We start from the raw sequence: 20,089 nt of genomic DNA on the forward strand, positions 1-20,089 counted from the left end.
ATCAAGACGGTCGCGCTGCGACTGCTCGACGAGGGCGGTCCCGACGCCGTGACGCTGCGTGCCATCGCTCGCGAGATGGGCATGACGGCCGGTGCCATCTACGGCTACTACGCCACCAGGGACGAGCTCATCTCGACGCTGATCGCCGAGGTCTACATGGCGCTGCTGGATCAGGTCGAAGCGGCACGCGACGCGATCTCCGTCGACGATCCGGGCGCGCGCATCATCGCGTGGGGAGAAACGGTGCGGCAGTGGGCGGTGGCGCGCCCGGCCGAGTTCCGGCTGATCTACGGCGATCCGGTCCCCGGCTACCAGCCACCGCCCGGTGGCCCGGCCGCCGCGGCTCAGCTGCGGGCATGTACCGGTCTGGTGGGTCTGGCCGCCGCGGCCTGGCCGCATCGCGCCGACCTGCGCCGCGATGCCGATCCGGAATACGCGTGGACGGATTTCGACGCCGACCTGGTCGACCATGTGCGTGCGGATTTCCCCGATCTACCGCCCGCGGGACTGGCTCTCGCGCTGCGGATGTGGGGCCGGATGCACGGGCTGGTCGCGCTCGAGGTGTACGGCCATCTGCGTCCGCAATCGCAGGACCCGGCGAAGCTGTTCCGGGCCGAGATGCTCGATCTGGTGCATTCGCTGGGATTGTCGTCCCGGGTGCCGCGGGATTAGCGGCCGACGCGCACGACAGTGGCCCGGTCGCGAGGACCGGGCCACTGTCGTGGAAGTGGGCCTCAGCCCGCGGTGGCGGGAACCCAGCGCACCGAGGGCGTCGCGGAACGCCGGCGCATGGCGGCGAAACTATGCCGAGCCGGACTGATCAACGAGGTGAACCATGTGCGGCGATGCTCGGCGAGCGCAGCCGCGACGGCGGGGATTTCGATGCAGTGCACGCCTCCCGCCATTCCCAGGCGGTGGCGACCCGTCTGGTTGTTACTGGTGCCCAATGCTCTTCCTTTGCTTGATGGTTCTGGCCTGGATCGCCACGGCGAAGATTAGCGGACCCGAAGACGTCGGCAGTGTATTTTGCCGAAGTAATTGCCCGGCGTGTCGGAAAGTTATCGCTTGGAAACCGACTTCGGCAGGAAATGTTGCGAGATGGTCTCGGCCGCGTCACGGAACGGGCAATTGCCGTGCAGGGTGGTGAAAAGGGATGCGGGAGTGGGTATCCAGCACGGTCGGCAATTCGATCGCGAAAGCGAGGGTCGATTCCGTGCGGTGCCGCGGATTTCCGGCCCCGATTCACGCGGGGCGTCGTCGGCCCGCACCCAATGGTTCGTGGCGGCGCTGCTCGTGGATGGGTGCGGAATGGGCGCTCGGCCGGGTGGATGCGAAACTGGTCGGATGTTACGAATCGGCCTCACCGGAGGCATGGGTGCCGGCAAGTCGACCGTGGCGCGAATCCTCGCCGAACGCGGCGCTGTGGTGATCGACTCCGACGCGATCGCGCGCGAGGTCGTCGCGCCGGGCACCGAGGGGCTCGCCGCACTGGTGGAGGCCTTCGGGTCCGATATTCTCGCCGCCGACGGCAGTCTGAACCGGCCCGCGCTGGCGGCCAAGGCCTTCGGCGACGACGAGGCGCGTGCCAGGTTGAACGCGATCACCCACCCGCTGGTCGGCCGGCGCACCACCGAACTGCTGGCCGCCGCCGCGCCGGATGCCATTGTCGTGCAAGATATTCCGCTGCTGGTGGAAAACGGCCTCGCTCCGCTGATGAATCTGGTGATCGTGGTGGACGTGGCCGCCGAGACCCGGATCCGGCGTCTGGTGCAACTGCGCGGCGTGCCCGAAGCCGATGCGCGCGCCCGCATTTCGGCTCAGGCCACCGATGAGCAGCGCCGTGCCGTCGCCGACGTCCTGCTCGACAACAACGGACCGGCCGAGGCCATCGAATCCGCGGTGCACCGGCTGTGGGACGAGCGACTGGTGCCCTTCGAGCGCAATATGCGCGCGGCCCGGGTGGCCGAGCCCGAACTGCGGCTGTTGGCGCCCGACCCGGAGTGGGCGGCGCAGGCGCAGCGGTTGATCGCCCGGCTGTGGGTGGTCGCCGGCGCGGCGGCCTCGCGCATCGATCACATCGGGTCGACGTCGGTGCCGGGGCTGGTGGCCAAGGACGTCATCGATATCCAGATCACCGTCGCCGATCTCGCCGCCGCCGACGGCCTTCGCGACGCATTGGGTGCGGCCGGGTTCCCGGTGAATTCCCGCATCGTGCACGACAACCCGAAGCCGACGGAGTCGGACCCCGGCGCCACCGACACCGAGCTGTGGGCCAAGAGGTTCCACGGCAGCGCCGATCCGGGCCGTCCGGCCAATGTGCATCTGCGTGTCGCGGGCTCGCCCGGCCAGCAGTTCGCGCTGGTTTTCCGGGATTGGCTGCGTGCCGATGCGGCCGCCCGCGAGGAGTACGCGCGGGTCAAGGGTGAGGCCGAATCGAAGGCGGCGGGCCTGTCCGGTGACGAGGCGATGGTGGCCTACCTGGCGGTGAAAGAGCCGTGGTTCGACCGGGCCTATCCGAGGATCACGCAGTGGCACGCAGGCCGGGCCTGATCGCCGCTACAGCCAGCTGAGGGGCATCCCGCGCGAGGCGGTCCAGGCCAGCAGGTCATGGCCGTGCGCGGCGATACCGTCGATGGCGGCGGTGGCCGTCGCGATCGCCTTTTCCGCCGTCGCCGCGTCCACCAGACCGGCCTGCAGCGCGGCGAGCAGCTCGTCGACATCGAGCAGGCGGGTATCGCGTCCGGTGCGCACCAGCAGGTCCAGATAATGGTCCACCGACCGCCATTTCTTGGGTTCGACCTCGGTGAACTCGCCGATGTCGATGTAGTAGTCCTGGTTGCGCAGGTGCGCGGCGGTGTAGTGGAACACCGTCGCCCGGATCGACAGCTCCGGCAGCAGCCACGACTCCATGTAGTGGAACGACGGATGATCGGCGGTGCGCGCCATGTACAGGCCCCACGGCTCGACGCGGTAGTTCTCGACCGGCCGGACGAACCCCTTGGGATCGGTGTTGGTGAGGTCGGCGACGTTGAAGTACTCCACCTTCGGCCGGTGCACGTGCACGGATGGTGCCTGAGTCATGTCCCGAGAATCTACCGTCGGCGGTGCTGTTGTCCAGGCGGGTCGTGGCGCGGCTCTCGCCGGCCGAAATCTGTCGGTGGCTGCGCCTACCCTGGTGAACATGGCATTCGCAACCGAGATCCCGGCCGACGAACAGGGCGGCACCCCGCTGGCCCATTCGGAGTTCCGTCCGGTGGGCGAGATCGAACGCGCCGGTGGCCGGTTCGAGGTCATCAGCCCGCACCAGCCCGCAGGCGATCAGCCCGCCGCCATCGATGAGCTCGAACGCCGCATCAAGGCGGGGGAGCGCGATGTGGTGCTGCTCGGCGCCACCGGTACCGGTAAGTCGGCCACCACCGCGTGGCTGATCGAGCGGCTGCAGCGGCCCACGCTGGTGATGGCGCCGAACAAGACCCTCGCCGCGCAGCTGGCCAACGAATTGCGCGAAATGCTCCCGCACAACGCGGTCGAGTATTTCGTCTCCTATTACGACTACTACCAGCCCGAGGCCTATATCGCGCAGACCGATACCTATATCGAGAAGGACAGCTCGATCAACGACGACGTCGAGCGCCTGCGCCATTCGGCGACATCGAGCCTGCTCTCGCGCCGGGATGTGGTGGTCGTCGCGTCGGTGTCGTGCATCTACGGCCTCGGCACCCCGCAGTCCTATCTCGACCGTTCGGTACAGCTGCAGGTGGGCACCGAGGTCGATCGCGATGCGCTGCTGCGGCTGCTGGTCGATGTGCAGTACACCCGCAACGACATGGCCTTCACCCGCGGCTCGTTCCGGGTGCGCGGCGATACCGTCGAGATCATCCCTTCCTATGAGGAGCTGGCGGTCCGCATCGAATTCTTCGGCGACGAGATCGACGCACTGTATTACCTGCATCCGCTCACCGGTGATGTGGTGCGTCAGGTGGATACGCTGCGGATCTTCCCGGCCACCCACTATGTGGCGGGCCCGGACCGAATGGAGCGGGCGGTTCACGATATCGAGGCCGAACTCGAGCAGCGGCTCGCCGAATTCGAACGGCAGGGCAAATTGCTCGAGGCCCAGCGGTTGCGCATGCGGACCCAGTACGACCTGGAGATGATCCGTCAGGTCGGGTTCTGCTCGGGCATCGAGAACTATTCGCGCCATATCGACGGGCGTCCGGCCGGGTCGGCGCCCGCGACGCTGCTCGACTACTTCCCCGAGGATTTCCTGCTGGTCATCGACGAGTCGCATGTCACGGTGCCGCAGATCGGCGGCATGTACGAAGGCGATATGTCGCGCAAGCGCAACCTCGTCGAATACGGGTTCCGGCTGCCGTCGGCCATCGACAACCGGCCGCTCACCTGGGAAGAATTCGCCGAGCGGATCGGGCAGACGGTCTATCTGTCGGCCACTCCCGGCAACTACGAGCTGGGTCAATCCGGGGGCGAGGTGGTCGAGCAGGTCATCCGCCCGACCGGTCTGGTGGATCCGAAGGTGATCGTCAAACCGACCAAGGGCCAGATCGACGATCTGGTGCACGAGATCCGCCAGCGCACCGACCGCGACGAACGCGTCCTGGTCACCACGCTCACCAAGAAGATGGCCGAGGACCTCACCGACTATCTGCTCGGCCTCGGTGTCCGGGTGCGGTATCTGCATTCGGAGATCGACACCCTGCGCCGAGTGGAGTTGCTGCGGCAACTGCGCCTGGGCGAGTACGACGTGCTGGTCGGCATCAACCTGCTGCGCGAGGGCCTCGATCTGCCCGAGGTGTCGCTGGTGGCGATCCTCGACGCGGACAAGGAAGGGTTCCTGCGCAGCAGCACCAGCCTGATCCAGACCATCGGCCGCGCGGCCCGCAATGTGTCCGGCGAGGTGCACATGTACGCGGACAAGATCACCGATTCGATGCGGCACGCCATCGACGAGACCGAACGCCGCCGGGCCAAGCAGATCGCCTACAACGAGGAGATGGGCATCGACCCGCAGCCGCTGCGCAAGAAGATCGCCGACATCCTCGACCAGGTGTACCAGGAGGCCGACGACGAGGTCGCCGTCGGCGGTTCGGGCCGCAACGCCAGCCGCGGCCGCCGCGCCCAGGGCGAACCGGGGCGGGCGGTCAGCGCCGGCGTCATCGAAGGGCGCGACGTGAAGTCCATGCCGCGCGCCGAACTGGCCGACCTGGTGAAGGAGCTCACCGACCAGATGATGAACGCCGCGCGCGAACTGCAATTCGAGCTCGCCGGTCGACTGCGTGACGAGATCGCCGACTTGAAGAAGGAACTGCGCGGAATGGATGCGGCCGGATTGAGCTGAGCGTGTCGCTGCTCCGACGATGCCGGGTGCGGTCGGGCCGCTGCAGCGCCGCAGCACCGCCGCTTCGCTCGCGGTCGGCGCCACGGCGCGGATGCCGCGCTCAGCCCTGGGTCGCCATCCATTCGTTCACGCGGCGCTCGGCCTCTTCCCGCGAGACGTTCTCGACCTTGGTCATCACTGCCCAGCGGTGCCCGAACGGGTCGATGATCACAGCGAAGCGGTCGCCGGTGACGAAGGTCTGCGGCTCCTCCACGCAGCGGGCGCCACGCTCGACCGCACGGGCGACGGCCGCGTCGACGTCAGGGCAGTAATGCACGATAGAGGTGTGCACCCAGTCGCCGGTCGGGGCGAGTACCCCGTTGTCCGGGATCGGCATACCGAGCTGGAGCGTGGAATCGCCGATCTTCAGTTCCGCGTGCGCGGGCTGACCGTCGGGCAGGTCGTTGCGGGTGATCACCTCGGCGCCGAAGACCTCGGAATAGAAGTCGATCGCCTTGTTGGCGTCGGCGACGGCCAGGAAACAGGTGATGGAGTGGTAGCCCTCGGGAATCGGATGCACAGTGCTTGTCATGTCTTTCATCTTCGGCCGCGCGGCGCGGTCGATCTTGTAAGAAAGCGACACCATGGCCGAGCGCAGTGATCGCGGTGCCCTCGCCGGCCGCAAAGGGATCCTGCATCCCGACGAGCAAGCCAGGTACCGGACCTTGCGCCGACTGCCGGTAGGCCCAGAGCTGGCCGAGGTCATCGACTGGTACTGGACGGTGCGCTGGGACCTGCGCGGCCGGCCGCCGTATATCGCGGAGGTGCTGCCGTTCCCGTGCGTGAACGTCACCTTCGAACGGTCCGAGACCAGGACCGGTGGCTTCGTCAACGGCGTCTGCACGACGAAGTTCGTCCGCGAATTGACCGGCGCGGGTGAAACGTTCGGGATCAGGTTCCGAGCCGGCGGATTCGGCGCGTTCACCGGACTCGATGTCGGAGAATTCCGCGACCGTAGCGTCGCCCTGGCCGAGGTGCTGCCCGACGTCGACCGGCTCACCGGCGCGGTGCTGGCCGAATCCTCCGATGAGGGCCGCCGCGACATCGTCGAATCGTTCTTCGCGCGCGGGCTGTCCGCGCCCGACCCGAACTACGACCTGGTGCTGCGCATCGTCGAGGCGATGGCCACCGACCAGGACCTGACCCGCGTCGATCAGGTCACCGAGCGCTACGCGGTCTCGATCCGCACCCTGCAACGGCTGTTCCGACGCTATGTCGGCGCCGGCCCGAAATGGGTGCTGCGCCGCTATCGGCTACAGGATGCCGCCGACCTGCTCGCCCGCGGCCGGGTCGATGATCTCGCGGCACTGTCGGCCGAACTCGGCTATTACGACCAAGCGCATTTCACCCGGGAATTCACCGCGGAAGTCGGAATGGCGCCGGCGGAATACGCCAAACACACCCTCCGCGCCCGCAACGAGGTCACCGCGAAAATGCTCCCGCGCGGCACAGAGATACCGGAACAGTTCCGATAGATCATTTCTGCCCGAACACCGGCAGGACGAGTGGTTGAATTACGCACCATCTACCCACCGGCAAAACGAGGAGCTGGACATGGATGTCGTGGTGTTGATCGGCCGGGTGTTGTTCGTCGTGCTCTTTCTCGGTTCGGCCTTCGGTCACTTCACCCAGACCGAGGCGATGACCGGCTACGCGCAGAGCCGCGGCGTGCCCTCGCCCAAGGCGGGCGTGCTCGGATCGGGGGTGCTGATGGTGCTCGGCGGCCTGAGTGTGCTGCTCGGCATCTGGGCCGATCTCGGTGCGCTGCTGCTGTTCATCATGTTGCTGCCCACCGCTGTGCTCATGCACGGGTTCTGGTCCGAGACCGACCCGGAGACCAAGCAGAGCGAGATGATCCAGTTCAACAAGGATCTCGCGCTGGCGGGCGCGGCACTGATGCTGTTCGCCTTCTTCGCCCACACCGACGAACTGGGATTGACCATCACCGGGCCGCTTTTCAGCATGTGACCGGGCACACGCGCTAATATTGCGGTCCGCATCCGCAGTGAAAGGGAACGCATGGACATCATCGGCGCGATTCTGGGTATTTTCTGGGCCGACTACCGGCAGTGGCCCTGAGCCCCGGTACCCGCCAGACCACCGGCCCGTTCGTGATCACGAACGGGCCGGACCTGTTCCGGTCGCGGCGATGTGATGAATGTCCCAGGGCGGCAACGCCGTTCGCCGATGTTGTGGCAGATCACAGAACTGCGGGCCTCGGTTTGGGTCGGCCCAGGTAGGGCAGGCCCTGCGGCATTCGCGCAGGCCGGGCCGCTGCCGCCCCGCGTGAACACTCCGAATGTGATGTGTTGCGAATTCTGATAATTCCGGGCGTATTGCCGCTATGGTCGACCCAGTCGCCGCGCCGAAGCCCCGACACGCCGGGACGAAAAACCTGACGCAGGCGTCCGACCCGCACAGTTGGAGGAGAGATGACCGCCTACCGGACCATTGTCGTCGGTACCGATGGCTCGGACTCGTCGTATGTCGCCGTCGACAGGGCCGCCGCATTGGCCGGGGCCGCCGGCTCGACCCTGATCGTGGCCTGCGCCTACTACCCGACCGATGACCGTGAGGTCGCCGCGGCCGCCGATGTGCTCAAGGACGAGGCCTATCAGGTGCGCGGTTCCGCGCCGACCAACGAGATCCTGCGCACCGCCCGCGACCGGGCCACCGCCGCGGGCGCCAAGGAGATCGTCGAGCGCGCCATCGTCGGCGAGCCCGTCGAATCGCTGCTCGATCTGGTCAAGGAGACCCAGGCCGATCTGCTCGTCGTCGGTAACCGCGGCCTCAACACCCTGACCGGGCGACTGCTCGGCTCGGTGCCCTCGGACGTCGCGCGCAAGTCGCGCTCCGACGTCCTCATCGTGCACACCGTTCGCTGACACCAGCCGCGTGGTCGCCGCCGCACCGGCGGCGACCACGCGTGTGGGCACTATTCTCCGGCCGGGCGTGCCCCGAGCGAGCTCAGCACGTCGGGTAGTTCCGCGCTGTGCAGCACCGTCAGTCGCTGGGTCGCGCGGGTCAGCGCGACGTACAGATCGTTGAGCCCGCGCGGTGATTCACCGATGATCCGCTCCGGCGCGACCAGATACACCGCGTCGAATTCCAGGCCCTTCACCTCGTGCACCGTCAGCACGCGAACCGATTCCGCCGCCAGTCCGGCCAGTTCGTCGGCCAGCGCGTGCGGCACGATCACCGCGGTCGTGCCCGGCCCCCGCTCGCCCGCCAGCAGTCGCGCGAGCTCGGTGCGCAGCGCCGACTCCTCGCACCGATATGCCTGCGGCGGATGCCCGGACTCGCGCACCGAGCGTGGCGCCTGCGCCTCGGGATCGATCGCGGCCAGCACCTGCGCCGCCACGTCCATGATCTCCGCGGGCGTGCGGTAGTTGACGGTGAGTTCGGTGAGCTTCCATCGCCGTGCCACGTACGGCTCCAGCACCGTCTGCCAGGTGGAGGCGCCCGCCGGATCGCCGGTCTGGGCGACGTCACCGACCACCGTCATCCAGCGGTTCGGGATGCGGCGCATCACCATTCGCCAGGCCATCTCCGACAGCTCCTGCGCTTCGTCGACGATGACGTGGCCGTAGGCCCAGGTCCGGTCACCGGCCGCCCGCTCCGCGGTGGTCTGGCGGGTGCGCACCTGCTGCCGTTCGGCCAACTGGCTCGCATCGATCAGGTCGTAGGCCATCAGGATCTCCGGATCGAGTTCGTCCTCGAGATCCTGCGGCGCGGACCCGGTGAGGATGTCGAGCGCGTCCTGGGCCTCGGCCAGTTGGGCCCGCCAGCGGCGGCGGGCGCGTTCACGTTCCTCGGCGTCGTCGATGCCGAGCAGTTCGGCCAGCTCGTCGAGCAGCGGGGCGTCGGCGGCGCTGAATTCGCCGGTGTCCGGGCGCAGCAGTTCGGCGCGGTCGGCCGGATCCAGCGAACTCGCCGCCCGGTCCAGGCGGGCCGGATCGGCCAGCAGATCGGCCAGCACCTGCTGCGGGGTCAGGATCGGCCACAGCGCGCCGATCGCGCGCTGGATCTGCGGATCCGAACGCATCTCGTCGGCGATCTCGGCCAGGTCGGTGCTGCTGAGCAGGCTGCGGGCACCGTCGACGGGGTCGGCGCCCATGGTGGCGGCGAGCTGTTCGGTGAGCGCGTCGATCACCGAGGACGCGAAGATCGGGCGCGCCAGATTGTGCGGCCGCCGCGAGGAGCGGGCCCGGCCCCTGGCCTTGGTGACGATCTTGCGGTTCAACGTCAACGGGTACCCGTCGAAGCTGAGTTCGATCGGCGCCGGCGGCACCTCCTGCCGGTCCCGCACCGCCTGCTTGAGCACCTCCAGGATGCTCAGCGAGCCCTTGATCTCGCCGGCCCGCAGGGAATCCTCGTGGGTGGCCTTCACCCCCGGATACAGGTCGCCGATGGTCGACAGCAGCACGCCGGTCTCACCGAGTGAGGGCAGCACCTGGCCGATGTAGTCGAGGAAGGTCGCGTTCGGCCCGATGATCAGCACACCGGCCTTGGCCAGCTGCTGGCGGTAGGTGTAGAGCAGGTAGGCGGCCCGATGCAGCGCGACGGCGGTTTTGCCGGTCCCCGGCCCGCCCTGCACCACCAGCACGCTCTTGTGTTCGGCGCGGATGATCGCGTCCTGCTCGCTCTGGATCGTCTCGACGATGTCGTTCATATGGCCGGTACGGGCGGCGTTCAATGCCGACAGCAGGGCACTCTCACTGCCGACGCCACCGTTGTCCTCGGTGACCCCGGCGCGCCTGGCCGCTTCCAGATCCAGGTATTCGTCGTTGATCGCGGTGACCCGGCGGTTGCGCGAACGGATGTGGCGGCGGCGCAGCACGCCGTCCGGCGCGGCAGTGGTGGCCAGGTAGAACGGCCGGGCCAGCGGGGCACGCCAGTCCAGCAGCAAGGTCTCGTAGTCGTTGTGCTCGTCGAGGATGCCGAGGCGGCCGATGTAGCGGCGTTCGGCGTCGGGTTCGCCCTCGGTGCCGTCACCGTCGAGATCGATGCGACCGAAGCACAGGCCGTGCTCGGCGGCATCGTATTTGGCCAGGTCCTCGGTGTAGAGCTGGGTGAACGACTCGCGTTCGCTGCGCGCCTGCGGGGTGCCGCCGGTCTCCAGCAGGACGGTACGCAGCCGCTCGGTGGCGTATGCGCGCATGCCGTCGAGGCGGTCGTAGAGGACGTTCAGATGCGCCTGTTCCCGATCGATGTCGGTGTCGGTGCTCGGTGCGGTGGTGGTCTCGGCGTCCGGGATCGGGGAGCGGTGATCCTGAGTGAGGCGGTCGGGCAAAACGAACTCCTTGTCACCCGGGTGAACGGGCACCGGTGGGCGGGCGGACGACAGCGTGGTGGCAGGCGCGGACGATCGGAAAACGGAATCGTCCAGTCTACTGCGCGTTCGGCGTGGTCGCCGCCGCGCTCAGGACGCGTGCGTGTTGTTCGGTCGTCGAGCGGGGCCGATCAGGCCCTCGCGATGGCCGGCCGGTTTGGCGCGATACATCGCCACATCCGCGTCGTGCAGCACCGCTTCGGGGGTGCGCCGGTCACCCGGGCGTAGCGCGGTGACCCCGATCGAGGCGTTGACCTCGATGCGATGCCCGCGCGCGACGATCGGCTCGGCCATGGTCCGCTGCAACCGCAGGATCAGCGCGTCCAGATCGGCCTGCCGGGTGCGCCCGGACAGCAGCACCAGGAATTCGTCGCCGCCGAGCCTGCCGACGATGTCGTCGGCGCGCAGCGCCCGCTGCAGCCGCTGGGCCACGATCTGCAGGACCGTGTCGCCGATGGCGTGGCCGAGGGTGTCGTTGATCGCCTTGAAACCGTCCAGGTCGATGAACATCACCACCGACACCGGCAGATCCTCGCTGGCCGCCAGCGCGCCCGCCAGCTGCGACAGGATCAGCGACCGGTTGGCCAGCCCGGTCAGCGAATCGTGGGTGGCCTGATATTCCAGGTGCCGCCTGCTGGCCCGGTATTCGGTGATGTCGGCGAACGAGGACACCGCCGAGGAATCCGGATCGCCGGGATTGAGTAGCCGGCTCGACCCCGACAGCCAGCGCCGTTGCCCGTCGGAGCGGTCGACGCCGAAGACGTAGCCGGTGATGGTCTCGCCGGTGGCCAGGGTGCGCGCGACCGGATGCCGGGCGGTGGCCATCGGCTGGGCGTTGGTGTCCAGCAGCGTCAGCGGCAAGTCGGCGATGCTCACACCGGCCAGGTCGCCGGCGTCCTCGATGCCGAAGATCCGCCGCGCGGCCGGATTGACCGATTCGATCCGGCCGTCGCGGTCGATGACGGCCACGCCCTCCTCGAGCTGGGACACCACCGTGGTGAAGTGCTGTTCGGCGCGGCGCTGGGCGGCCTCGGCCGCGCGTTGAGCGGTCAGATCATGGATGACGACCTGATAGGCGGCCTGGTCGTGCCAGACGGTGAGCACCGAGACGGTCTCCACCGGCACCTGCGTGCCGTCCAGCCGCAGCAACGTCATCTCCGCGGGCTTGGAGGCCGCACCCGCCCGGGTGAGCCGGGAGATGCGGTCGAGCATGCCTGGCACCGAATCCGGATGCACGAACTGCACCAGCGGGCGGCCGACCAGATCCTCCGGGCCCGCGGCGGCCAGCATCCGCACCGTCGCCGGGTTGACGTAGACGATGATGCCGCGTTCGTGCACGCAGATACCGTCCGGAGTGTGTTCGACCAGAGACCGGTACCGCTGCGCCAGCTGCTCGGCGGCGCTGAGCCTGTCCTCTCCCACCTCGAACCCCCGATCGTCCACCGATAGCTGGTCATTGGAGCACGGGATTATTCTGGATCCGACATGTGCGCCGTTCACATGATCGACGCGATTGCCGGGATTTCGTGTGTGTCGGGTACTGCGCCCGGGCTCGATCCGGTGATCATGACAGAACCGGTTCTTCACGACGGCGGGCCGGCGCGAGTGGCCGGAGAAGATCGGGCCGAGGAGCGATGCCATGTCCGAACCTGATCATCATATGTCCATTGCCGGTGTCGGTGCTGTCACCGGGTACGGATGGGGGCGCGAGGCGCTGTGGCGTGGGCTGCTGAGCGGCAAGTCGGCAGCCGGGGTGCAGCCCGGATACGGCGCGCGTCGCGATGAACCTGCCTGGGTGTCGCTGGTCCCGTCCGGCGGCGATCCGCGGGTCAGCAGCAGCCGGTACGGGCGCGCGGTACATGCGGCGGCGCGCGAGGCCATCGAGGACGCGGGCACCCGCGGCTGGCGGCCGGGCCGCACGGTGGGCCTGCTGCACGCGATCGTGCTCGGCGATGTGGCGAACTGGCGCGATTTCTACATCGTCGACGACGGCCACCGGCGTTCCCGCGAATATCTGCCGCTGCTGCCGTCCACCCCGATCTCGGTGGTGATGCAGGAGTTCGGTTTCCACGGCCCGGCGATGAACGTGTCCGCGGCATGCAGTTCCGGCAACGCCGGATTGCTCACGGCGCAGCTGTGGCTCGACAGCGGCCAGGCCGACGACGTGGTGTGCGTGGTGAGCGATCTGTCGGCGACACCGGAGATGGTGGAGCATTTCGTGCGGCTCGGCGCCGCCGTCACCGATGCCGAACCGCTACAGGCCTGCCGGCCGTTCCAGGAAGGCAGCCGTGGTTTCAGCATGGGGGAGGCGTCGGTGGGGTTCGTGCTCAGCCGCTCGGCCCCGCGCCCGTATGCCAAGGTGCTCGGTGGCGCGATGACCAACGACGGCTATCACGTGGTGTCGGTGGATCCGGGGCACGGTCAGATCTTCGACTGCGCGCGCCGGGCGCTGCGCGCGGCGGGCGTGTCGGCGGATCAGGTGGAGTACTTCAATGCCCACGGCACCGGCACCCGCCAGTGCGACAACGCCGAACGGGCCCTGCTGACCGAGGTCTTCGACGACCGGCCCGCCGTCTACGCCCTCAAACCGCTGACCGGCCACTGCCAGGGTGCGGCCGCCGCGGTGGAGATCGCCGCCGCGGCCATGGGCTTCGAACGCGCGCTCGTGCCCGCCGCGCCGATCGTCGCCTCACCGTATCCGCGGTTGCTGGACGGGCCGGTGGCGAGCGCGGGCGGGATCACGGCGAAGCTGTCGCTCGGGATGGGCGGCAACAACGCGATGGTGGTGCTGGCGCCGCCGGCGTAACACCGGCTAGGGCAGTGGCGCGGTCCAGCACAGTCGCGTCCCCGGCAGTGCGTCGGCACTCTCGGTGCGCGAGTGCCTGGCCACCGCGGCGGTGACGGTGAACCAGCCCGCGGCTTCCTCGGCGCGCTGCTCGAGGTTGCGCAGCCCACTGCGGATGACGTGATTCGGCACGCCCCACCCGTTGTCGGTGACCACGATGGTCAGATCGTCGGACACCCCGATATCGACGGTGACGGTGTCGCCGCCGGAATGGCGCACCGCATTGCTCACCGCCTCCCGCACCACCGCTTCGGCATGATCGGCCAGCTCGGGTTCGAGCACCGACAGCGGCCCGGAGAACTGCACGGTGGCGCGGATGGTGGTGTCGGCGGTCTGCTGGCGGATGGCGTGTTCGATGCGTTGTTGCAGCCGCGCGCTGTCGGCGCCGCCGTGCAGATCGAAGATCGTTGTCCGGATCTCCTGCACGACCTCCTGCAGATCGTTGATCACCCGGGACAGTCGATCGCGGACCTCGGGCACGGTCGCCCGCGGCACCGCACCCTGCAGGGTCAGCCCGATCGCGAACAGCCGCTGGATCACATGATCGTGCAGGTCGCGGGCGATGCGGTCGCGGTCGGCCAGGATGTCGACCTCACGCATCCGGCGCTGTGCGTCGGCCAGTTGCATCGCCAGCGCCGCCTGATCGGTGAACGCGGAGGTGAGTTCGACCAGCTCGTCGGAATACGGCGCCGCGCCCGCGCGACGCACGGTGACCAGCGTGCCGTGGGTGGCGTCCGGGGTGCACAGCGGCAGGATCAACGCAGGCCCGGGGGAGGGCAGGGTGATGCCGAGCGTCACCTGGCCCGCATCGTCGAAGCGCAGCGGGGTGCGCCGGCCGAATGCCTCGCCGACGGCGGTGCCGGTCAGCGGAATGGGATGCCCGGCCCGGCGCGCGTCCGGACCGGACCAGTGCGTGATCAGCAGCTCGCTGACGTCGCCTGGCCCGGCCGCGGCCAGGAAACACAGCTGCGAGCCGGTCAGCGCCCGCGCGTGATCGACCACCCGTTCCAGGGCCTTGCCCGGGGTGCCGACGGCGAGGAATTCGGTGGCGACGTCACGGGTGGCCTCGATCCATTCCTGCCGGGTGCGCGCCGACTCGTAGAGGCGCGCGTTGTCGATCGCGATGCCGGCGGCCGCGGCCAGCGCCTGCACCAGCACCTCGTCCTCGGCCGTGAACGGTTGCCCGCCGGACTTCTCGCACAGGTAGAGGCTGCCGAACACCTCGTCGCGGATCCGGACGGGCACGCCGAGGAAGCTGCGCATCGGCGGGTGGTGAGCCGGGAACCCGACCGAGGCCGGATGACCGGTCAGGTCATCGAGCCGTAGCGGCGCCGGCTGGGCGAAGACCGCGCCGAGCACTCCATGACCGGCGGGCAGGCGGCCGATCCTGGCCCTGGTCTCGTCGTCGATGCCCTCCGCGACGAACTGGAAGACCTTGCCGCTGTGTTCGCGCACGCCGAGCGCGCCGTAGCGGGCGTCGATGAGAGTGGTCGCGGTCCGGACGATCGCGCTGAGCGTGTCGTCGAGATCGAGCCCGGAGGTGACCGTCAGCATGGCCTCGATCAACCCGTCCATCCGGCCGCGGGAATCGGCCGACACCTCCACCCGGTCGCTGATCTCGGTCAGCAGTTCGCGCAGCCGCTGCTGGTAGAGGGCGCCGCGCACGGCGGGCGGGCTGGTGCGGTCCTTCGGTGCGGCCTCGGCCGGCGCGACGGTGAATTCCGCCGGCTCGGCGATGTGGCGTGATCGGGGGTCGCGGGCGGCCGAGGACCTGCGGCGGTGGGCTCCGGTCTGCTCGGCCATCTCGGCTTCCTTGTCGTGATCCGCGCGCTGCGGCCCGTCCCCCAGCGGCGGTCCGATGCGGCGTCGGACCAATGCTATGGCGCGATCGGGGACTTTCGGCCCTGTTCGTGATCTCCGCGTGATGGTGGCATATCCGCACGGCGAGAATAGAAAGCAGGGGTTTCCTATGAATTCGCTGGAACTGTGGGACACCGCGACCGAGCCAGACCTCGCGGTCACCACCCGTGGTGCGGTACCTCCGGCCGACGTGACCCGTGCGGTGCGGGCCATCGGGCGGGTACTGCGCAGGCACCATCTCGACGCGGCCGCGCACGTGCGCGTCACCGCGCCGGCCGACGCCGATGCGCCGACGGTCGTGCAGGCCAATATCCACTCCCGCGACACCCGCACCCGGGTGCAGGTGCCCGGCCCGCGCGGTTTCGCGGTCACCTTCGCGGCCGAACGCCTGGACCGCCAGATCGCCCGGCTCGGCGCCGATCCGACCCCGCGGGTCTGGCCGGATCCGGCCAGACCGCCGCTGGCCCGGGTCACCGAACAGCGCCCGATCACCCGGCGCAAGGACTACGCCCTGGTGACGAGCACTCCGGCGCAGGCGATCGAGGTGCTCGACGCCATGGATTACGACGTGCACCTGTTCACCGACGCCGCGACCGGCGAGGAGGCCGTGGTGCACTGGATCGACCCGGACGGGGTGCACATGATCCGCCAGCACACCACCGACCCGATCGAAACCGCGCCGGCGCCGATGGCGTTGACCGTGGACGCCGCACCCGCGCCGCGACTGGACGAGGGCGACGCCGCCACCCAGCTGTGCTGGCGGGGCCTGCCGTTCCTGTTCTATACCGATGCCCGCACCGGCCGCGGTCATCTGCTCTACCGCCGCTACGACGGCGACCTGGCCCTGGTGCGCCCGGCCCGCTAGCGCCTACCGCTCGCCGAGCTTGGTGGCCAGCACCGCCGCCTGGGTGCGCCGCTCCACACCGAGCTTGGCGAGCAGCCGGGAGACGTAGTTCTTCACCGTCTTCTCCGCCAGGAACATGCGCGCGGCGATCTGCCGATTCGTGAGGCCCTCGCCGAGCAGGGTGAGCAGTTTGCGTTCCTGCTCGGTGAGCCCGGCCAGCGGACCGTCGTCCTCGGTGCTGCGGCGCAGCCGGGTCCGCAGGGCCGCCGCCGCGCGGGTATCGAGCAGCGAACGGCCCGCGCCGACCTCCTTGACGGCGTCGGCGAGCTCCATCCCTTTGATGTTCTTCACCACATATCCGCTGGCTCCGGCGAGGATCGCGTCGAGCATCGCCTGATCGTCGGTGTAGGAGGTCAGGATCAGGCAGCGCAGATCGTCGAACTCGGCGAGCAGATCGCGGCACAGCTCGATGCCGTTGCCATCGGGTAATCGCACGTCCAGCACCGCAACTCGCGGCCGCAGCGCCCGGATGCCGATCATCGCGCTCGCCACGTCGCCGGCCTGGCCGACGACGGTGAGATCCGGATCGCTCTCCAGCAGGTCGATCAGACCGCGGCGGACGATCTCGTGATCGTCGACCAGGAACACCTCGAGCACAGCCGACTCCTGTTCGTTTGTCTACCCTGGTCAAGGTAGCTCGCCGAACGGCTGTGGGGGATGGCCGAAAGTCATCTGGCGGGCCTCGACCCTCGCCCGGGAAAACTTGTCGGTGGTCCGGCCTAGCATGGCCGCCGGGGACATATCGGCATGCCAGAACCCGGTACGCGGGACATCGAAGAGAGAAGGGACCCACCTGGTGGCGGAACGCCTCACCGTGCGCGGAGCTCGGGAGCACAACCTCAAAGGGGTCGATCTCGACCTGCCCCGCGACAGCCTGATCGTCTTCACCGGGTTGTCCGGCTCGGGCAAGTCGAGCCTGGCCTTCGACACCATCTTCGCCGAAGGTCAGCGGCGTTATGTGGAGTCGCTGTCGGCGTACGCGCGCCAGTTCCTCGGGCAGATGGACAAGCCCGACGTCGACTTCATCGAGGGCCTGTCGCCCGCGGTGTCGATCGACCAGAAGTCGACCAACCGCAACCCTCGCTCCACCGTCGGCACCATCACCGAGGTCTACGACTACCTGCGTCTGCTCTATGCCCGCGCGGGCACCCCGCACTGCCCGGTCTGCGGTGAGCTCATCGCCAAGCAGACCCCGCAGCAGATCGTCGACCAGGTGCTGGCCATGGAGCCTGGCATCAAATTCCAGGTGCTCGCGCCGGTGGTGCGCACCCGCAAGGGCGAGTTCGTCGACCTGTTCGACCAGCTCAACACCCAGGGCTACGCGCGCGTGCGGGTCGACGGTGTGGTGTATCCGCTCACCGATCCGCCGAAGCTGAAGAAGCAGGAAAAGCACGACGTCGAGGTGGTCGTGGACCGCCTGGCCGTCAAGCCCGGTTCCAAGCAGCGGCTCACCGACTCCATCGAGACGGCGCTGCGGCTGGCCGACGGCATCGTGGTGCTCGATTTCGTCGACCGCGACGAACACGCCCACGACCGCGAGCGCCGCTTCTCCGAACGGCTGGCCTGCCCCAACGGTCATCCGCTCGATATCGAGGATCTCGAGCCCCGTTCGTTCTCGTTCAACTCGCCCTACGGTGCCTGCCCGGACTGCACCGGCCTCGGCATCCGCAAGGAGGTCGATCCGGAACTGGTCGTGCCCGATCCCGACCTGAGCCTGGCCGAGGGCGCGATCGCGCCGTGGTCGCGCGGGCAGACCGCCGAATACTTCACCCGCTTGCTGTCCGGCCTGGCCGAAGCCATCGGTTTCTCCATGGACACGCCCTGGCGGGAGCTGCCGGTGAAGGCCCGCAAGGCGGTGCTCGAGGGCAGCTCCGATCAGGTGCACGTGTCCTACACCAACCGGTACGGGCGCAAGCGCTCCTATTACGCCGATTTCGAAGGCGTGATGCCGTTCCTGCAGCGGCGCATGGAGAACACCGAGTCCGAGCAGATGAAGGAGCACTACGACGGGTACATGCGCGATGTGCCGTGCCCGGTCTGCAACGGCGCGCGGCTGCGTCCGGAGATCCTCGCGGTCACCCTCGCCGCCGACGGCGAACGCAAGTCCATCGCCGAGGTGTGCGATCTGTCCATCGGCGCCTGCTCGGCGTTCCTGAACGGGCTCACCCTGGGCGAGCGGGAGGCCGCCATCGCCGGGCAGGTGCTCAAAGAGGTGCAGGCCCGGCTCGGCTTCCTGCTCGACGTCGGCCTGGAATACCTCACGCTCTCGCGCGCCGCGGCCACCCTCTCCGGTGGTGAGGCCCAGCGCATCCGGCTGGCCACCCAGATCGGCTCCGGCCTGGTCGGCGTGCTGTATGTGCTCGACGAACCGTCCATCGGCCTGCACCAGCGCGACAACCGCAGGCTCATCGAAACCCTGACCCGGCTCAAGAAGCTCGGCAACACCCTGATCGTGGTCGAACACGACGAGGACACCATCCGCGCCTCGGACTGGGTGGTCGACATCGGCCCGCTGGCCGGTGAACACGGCGGGCAGGTGGTGCACAGCGGCCCGTACCAGGAGTTGCTCACCGACCCGAACTCGCTGACCGGTGCCTACCTGTCCGGTCGCGAGCAGATCGAGGTGCCGCTGGTGCGCCGCCCGGTGAACAAGAAGCGCCAGGTCACCGTGGTGGGGGCGAACGAGCACAACCTGAAGGGCATCGACGTCGCGTTCCCGCTCGGCGTACTCACCGCCGTCACCGGCGTATCGGGATCGGGCAAGTCCACCCTGGTCAACGACATCCTCGCGACCGTGCTGGCCAACCGGCTCAACGGGGCACGGCAGGTGCCGGGCCGGCACACCCGGGTCAACGGGCTCGACCACCTGGACAAGCTGGTGCAGGTGGATCAGTCACCGATCGGGCGTACCCCGCGCTCCAACCCCGCCACCTACACCGGTGTGTTCGACAAGATCCGCACCCTGTTCGCGGCCACCACCGAGGCGAAGGTGCGCGGGTACCAGCCGGGCCGGTTCTCGTTCAACGTCAAGGGCGGCCGCTGCGAGGCCTGCTCCGGTGACGGCACCCTCAAGATCGAGATGAACTTCCTGCCGGACGTCTACGTCCCGTGCGAGGTCTGCCACGGTGCCCGGTACAACCGGGAGACCCTCGAGGTGCACTACAAGGGCAAAACCATCGCCGAGGTGCTCGACATGCCGATCGAGGAGGCCGCCGAGTTCTTCGAGCCGGTCACTTCCATCCACCGCTACCTCAAGACTCTCGTCGACGTCGGGTTGGGTTATGTGCGGCTCGGCCAGCCCGCGCCCACGCTCTCCGGTGGTGAGGCCCAGCGCGTGAAGCTGGCCGCCGAGCTACAGAAGCGCTCGACCGGACGCACGGTCTACATCCTCGACGAGCCGACGACCGGCCTGCATTTCGAGGACATCCGCAAACTGCTCGTGGTCATCAACGGACTGGTCGACAAGGGCAACACGGTGATCGTCATCGAGCACAACCTCGACGTCATCAAGACCTCGGACTGGGTGATCGACATGGGTCCCGAGGGCGGTTCCGGCGGCGGCACCGTCGTCGCCCAGGGCACACCGGAAGACGTCGCCGCGGTGCCCGAGAGCTACACCGGGCAATTCCTGCGTGAGGTGCTCGGCAAGCCGGCCGAGCCCGCGGCGGTGAAACCCAAGCGCGCGACCAAACGGGTGGCGAAGAAGGCGGCCGTCGTCGGCTGACCGCTCGGCGCGGCGGCCGTGGGATCTCC

Annotated in this window: 15 protein-coding genes; 9 read left to right on the forward strand and 6 right to left on the reverse strand. The window is 68.6% G+C overall.

Translation table 11 applies throughout. The annotated features are described in order from the left end of the window. The coding region (locus RJ05_RS09650; protein WP_162140630.1) for a TetR/AcrR family transcriptional regulator at positions 1 to 672 on the forward strand (672 nt) is incomplete at its 5' end. A gap of 672 nt (positions 673 to 1,344) precedes the next feature. Further along, a complete protein-coding gene (gene coaE / locus RJ05_RS09660) occupies positions 1,345 to 2,550 on the forward strand; it encodes a dephospho-CoA kinase (protein WP_036535815.1) in 1,206 nt (401 codons plus the stop codon). Positions 2,551 to 2,556: 6 nt separating this feature from the next. On the opposite strand, the gene RJ05_RS09665 is transcribed toward coaE, so the two are convergent. Then, positions 2,557 to 3,081: a ribonuclease FAU-1 family protein gene (locus tag RJ05_RS09665; RefSeq protein ID WP_036535816.1), complete on the reverse strand. Its 525-nt coding sequence runs from the start codon at positions 3,079 to 3,081 to the stop codon at positions 2,557 to 2,559. A 100-nt stretch (positions 3,082 to 3,181) separates the two neighbouring features. Between RJ05_RS09665 and uvrB the strand changes: the two genes are divergently transcribed. Then, on the forward strand, positions 3,182 to 5,356 hold the full coding sequence (gene uvrB / locus RJ05_RS09670) for an excinuclease ABC subunit UvrB (protein WP_036535866.1): 2,175 nt from the start codon (positions 3,182 to 3,184) through the stop codon (positions 5,354 to 5,356). Between the two features lie 100 nt (positions 5,357 to 5,456). On the opposite strand, the gene RJ05_RS09675 is transcribed toward uvrB, so the two are convergent. Beyond that, positions 5,457 to 5,927 carry a VOC family protein gene (locus tag RJ05_RS09675; RefSeq protein WP_036535869.1) on the reverse strand — a complete coding sequence of 157 codons (471 nt, stop codon included), beginning with the start codon at positions 5,925 to 5,927 and terminating at the stop codon, positions 5,457 to 5,459. A gap of 52 nt (positions 5,928 to 5,979) precedes the next feature. On the opposite strand from RJ05_RS09675, the gene RJ05_RS09680 reads away from it, so the two are divergent. The 3 genes from RJ05_RS09680 to RJ05_RS09690 all read left to right on the forward strand — a co-directional run bounded on the left by RJ05_RS09680 (position 5,980) and on the right by RJ05_RS09690 (position 8,280). Further along, the gene (locus RJ05_RS09680; protein WP_051016389.1) at positions 5,980 to 6,870 is read left to right on the forward strand and encodes a helix-turn-helix domain-containing protein; all 891 of its coding nucleotides are present in this window, start codon (positions 5,980 to 5,982) and stop codon (positions 6,868 to 6,870) included. Between the two features lie 79 nt (positions 6,871 to 6,949). Then, a complete protein-coding gene (locus tag RJ05_RS09685) occupies positions 6,950 to 7,363 on the forward strand; it encodes a DoxX family protein (RefSeq protein ID WP_036535817.1) in 414 nt (137 codons plus the stop codon). A gap of 464 nt (positions 7,364 to 7,827) precedes the next feature. Further along, complete coding sequence (locus RJ05_RS09690; RefSeq protein WP_036535819.1) at positions 7,828 to 8,280, forward strand: universal stress protein; 453 nt, start codon at positions 7,828 to 7,830, stop codon at positions 8,278 to 8,280. A gap of 50 nt (positions 8,281 to 8,330) precedes the next feature. Here the strand turns inward: RJ05_RS09690 and RJ05_RS09695 are convergent, their stop codons facing one another. Continuing rightward, positions 8,331 to 10,652, reverse strand: a complete 2,322-nt coding sequence (locus tag RJ05_RS09695) for a HelD family protein (protein ID WP_051016393.1) — start codon at positions 10,650 to 10,652, stop codon at positions 8,331 to 8,333. Between the two features lie 165 nt (positions 10,653 to 10,817). After that, entirely contained in the window at positions 10,818 to 12,149 is a 1,332-nt protein-coding gene (locus RJ05_RS09700) for a sensor domain-containing diguanylate cyclase (protein WP_036535877.1), read from the reverse strand. A 238-nt stretch (positions 12,150 to 12,387) separates the two neighbouring features. On the opposite strand from RJ05_RS09700, the gene RJ05_RS09705 reads away from it, so the two are divergent. Then, positions 12,388 to 13,533 (forward strand): beta-ketoacyl synthase N-terminal-like domain-containing protein, encoded by a 1,146-nt coding sequence (locus tag RJ05_RS09705; RefSeq protein ID WP_036535821.1) that lies wholly within the window; start codon positions 12,388 to 12,390, stop codon positions 13,531 to 13,533. A gap of 6 nt (positions 13,534 to 13,539) precedes the next feature. On the opposite strand, the gene RJ05_RS09710 is transcribed toward RJ05_RS09705, so the two are convergent. Then, entirely contained in the window at positions 13,540 to 15,375 is a 1,836-nt protein-coding gene (locus tag RJ05_RS09710; RefSeq protein ID WP_228828761.1) for a sensor histidine kinase, read from the reverse strand. A gap of 166 nt (positions 15,376 to 15,541) precedes the next feature. On the opposite strand from RJ05_RS09710, the gene RJ05_RS09715 reads away from it, so the two are divergent. Continuing rightward, positions 15,542 to 16,297: a sigma 54 modulation/S30EA ribosomal C-terminal domain-containing protein gene (locus RJ05_RS09715; protein WP_036535824.1), complete on the forward strand. Its 756-nt coding sequence runs from the start codon at positions 15,542 to 15,544 to the stop codon at positions 16,295 to 16,297. 3 nt (positions 16,298 to 16,300) lie between these two features. Here RJ05_RS09715 and RJ05_RS09720 read toward each other — a convergent pair whose 3' ends face one another. Further along, complete coding sequence (locus RJ05_RS09720; RefSeq protein ID WP_014350362.1) at positions 16,301 to 16,933, reverse strand: response regulator transcription factor; 633 nt, start codon at positions 16,931 to 16,933, stop codon at positions 16,301 to 16,303. A gap of 199 nt (positions 16,934 to 17,132) precedes the next feature. Between RJ05_RS09720 and uvrA the strand changes: the two genes are divergently transcribed. Then, a complete protein-coding gene (uvrA, locus tag RJ05_RS09725; RefSeq protein ID WP_036535826.1) occupies positions 17,133 to 20,060 on the forward strand; it encodes an excinuclease ABC subunit UvrA in 2,928 nt (975 codons plus the stop codon). Positions 20,061 to 20,089: the final 29 nt, after the last annotated feature.

This window comes from Nocardia cyriacigeorgica NBRC 100375 (assembly GCF_000308555.1).
GTDB classification, from domain to species: domain Bacteria; phylum Actinomycetota; class Actinomycetes; order Mycobacteriales; family Mycobacteriaceae; genus Nocardia; species Nocardia cyriacigeorgica.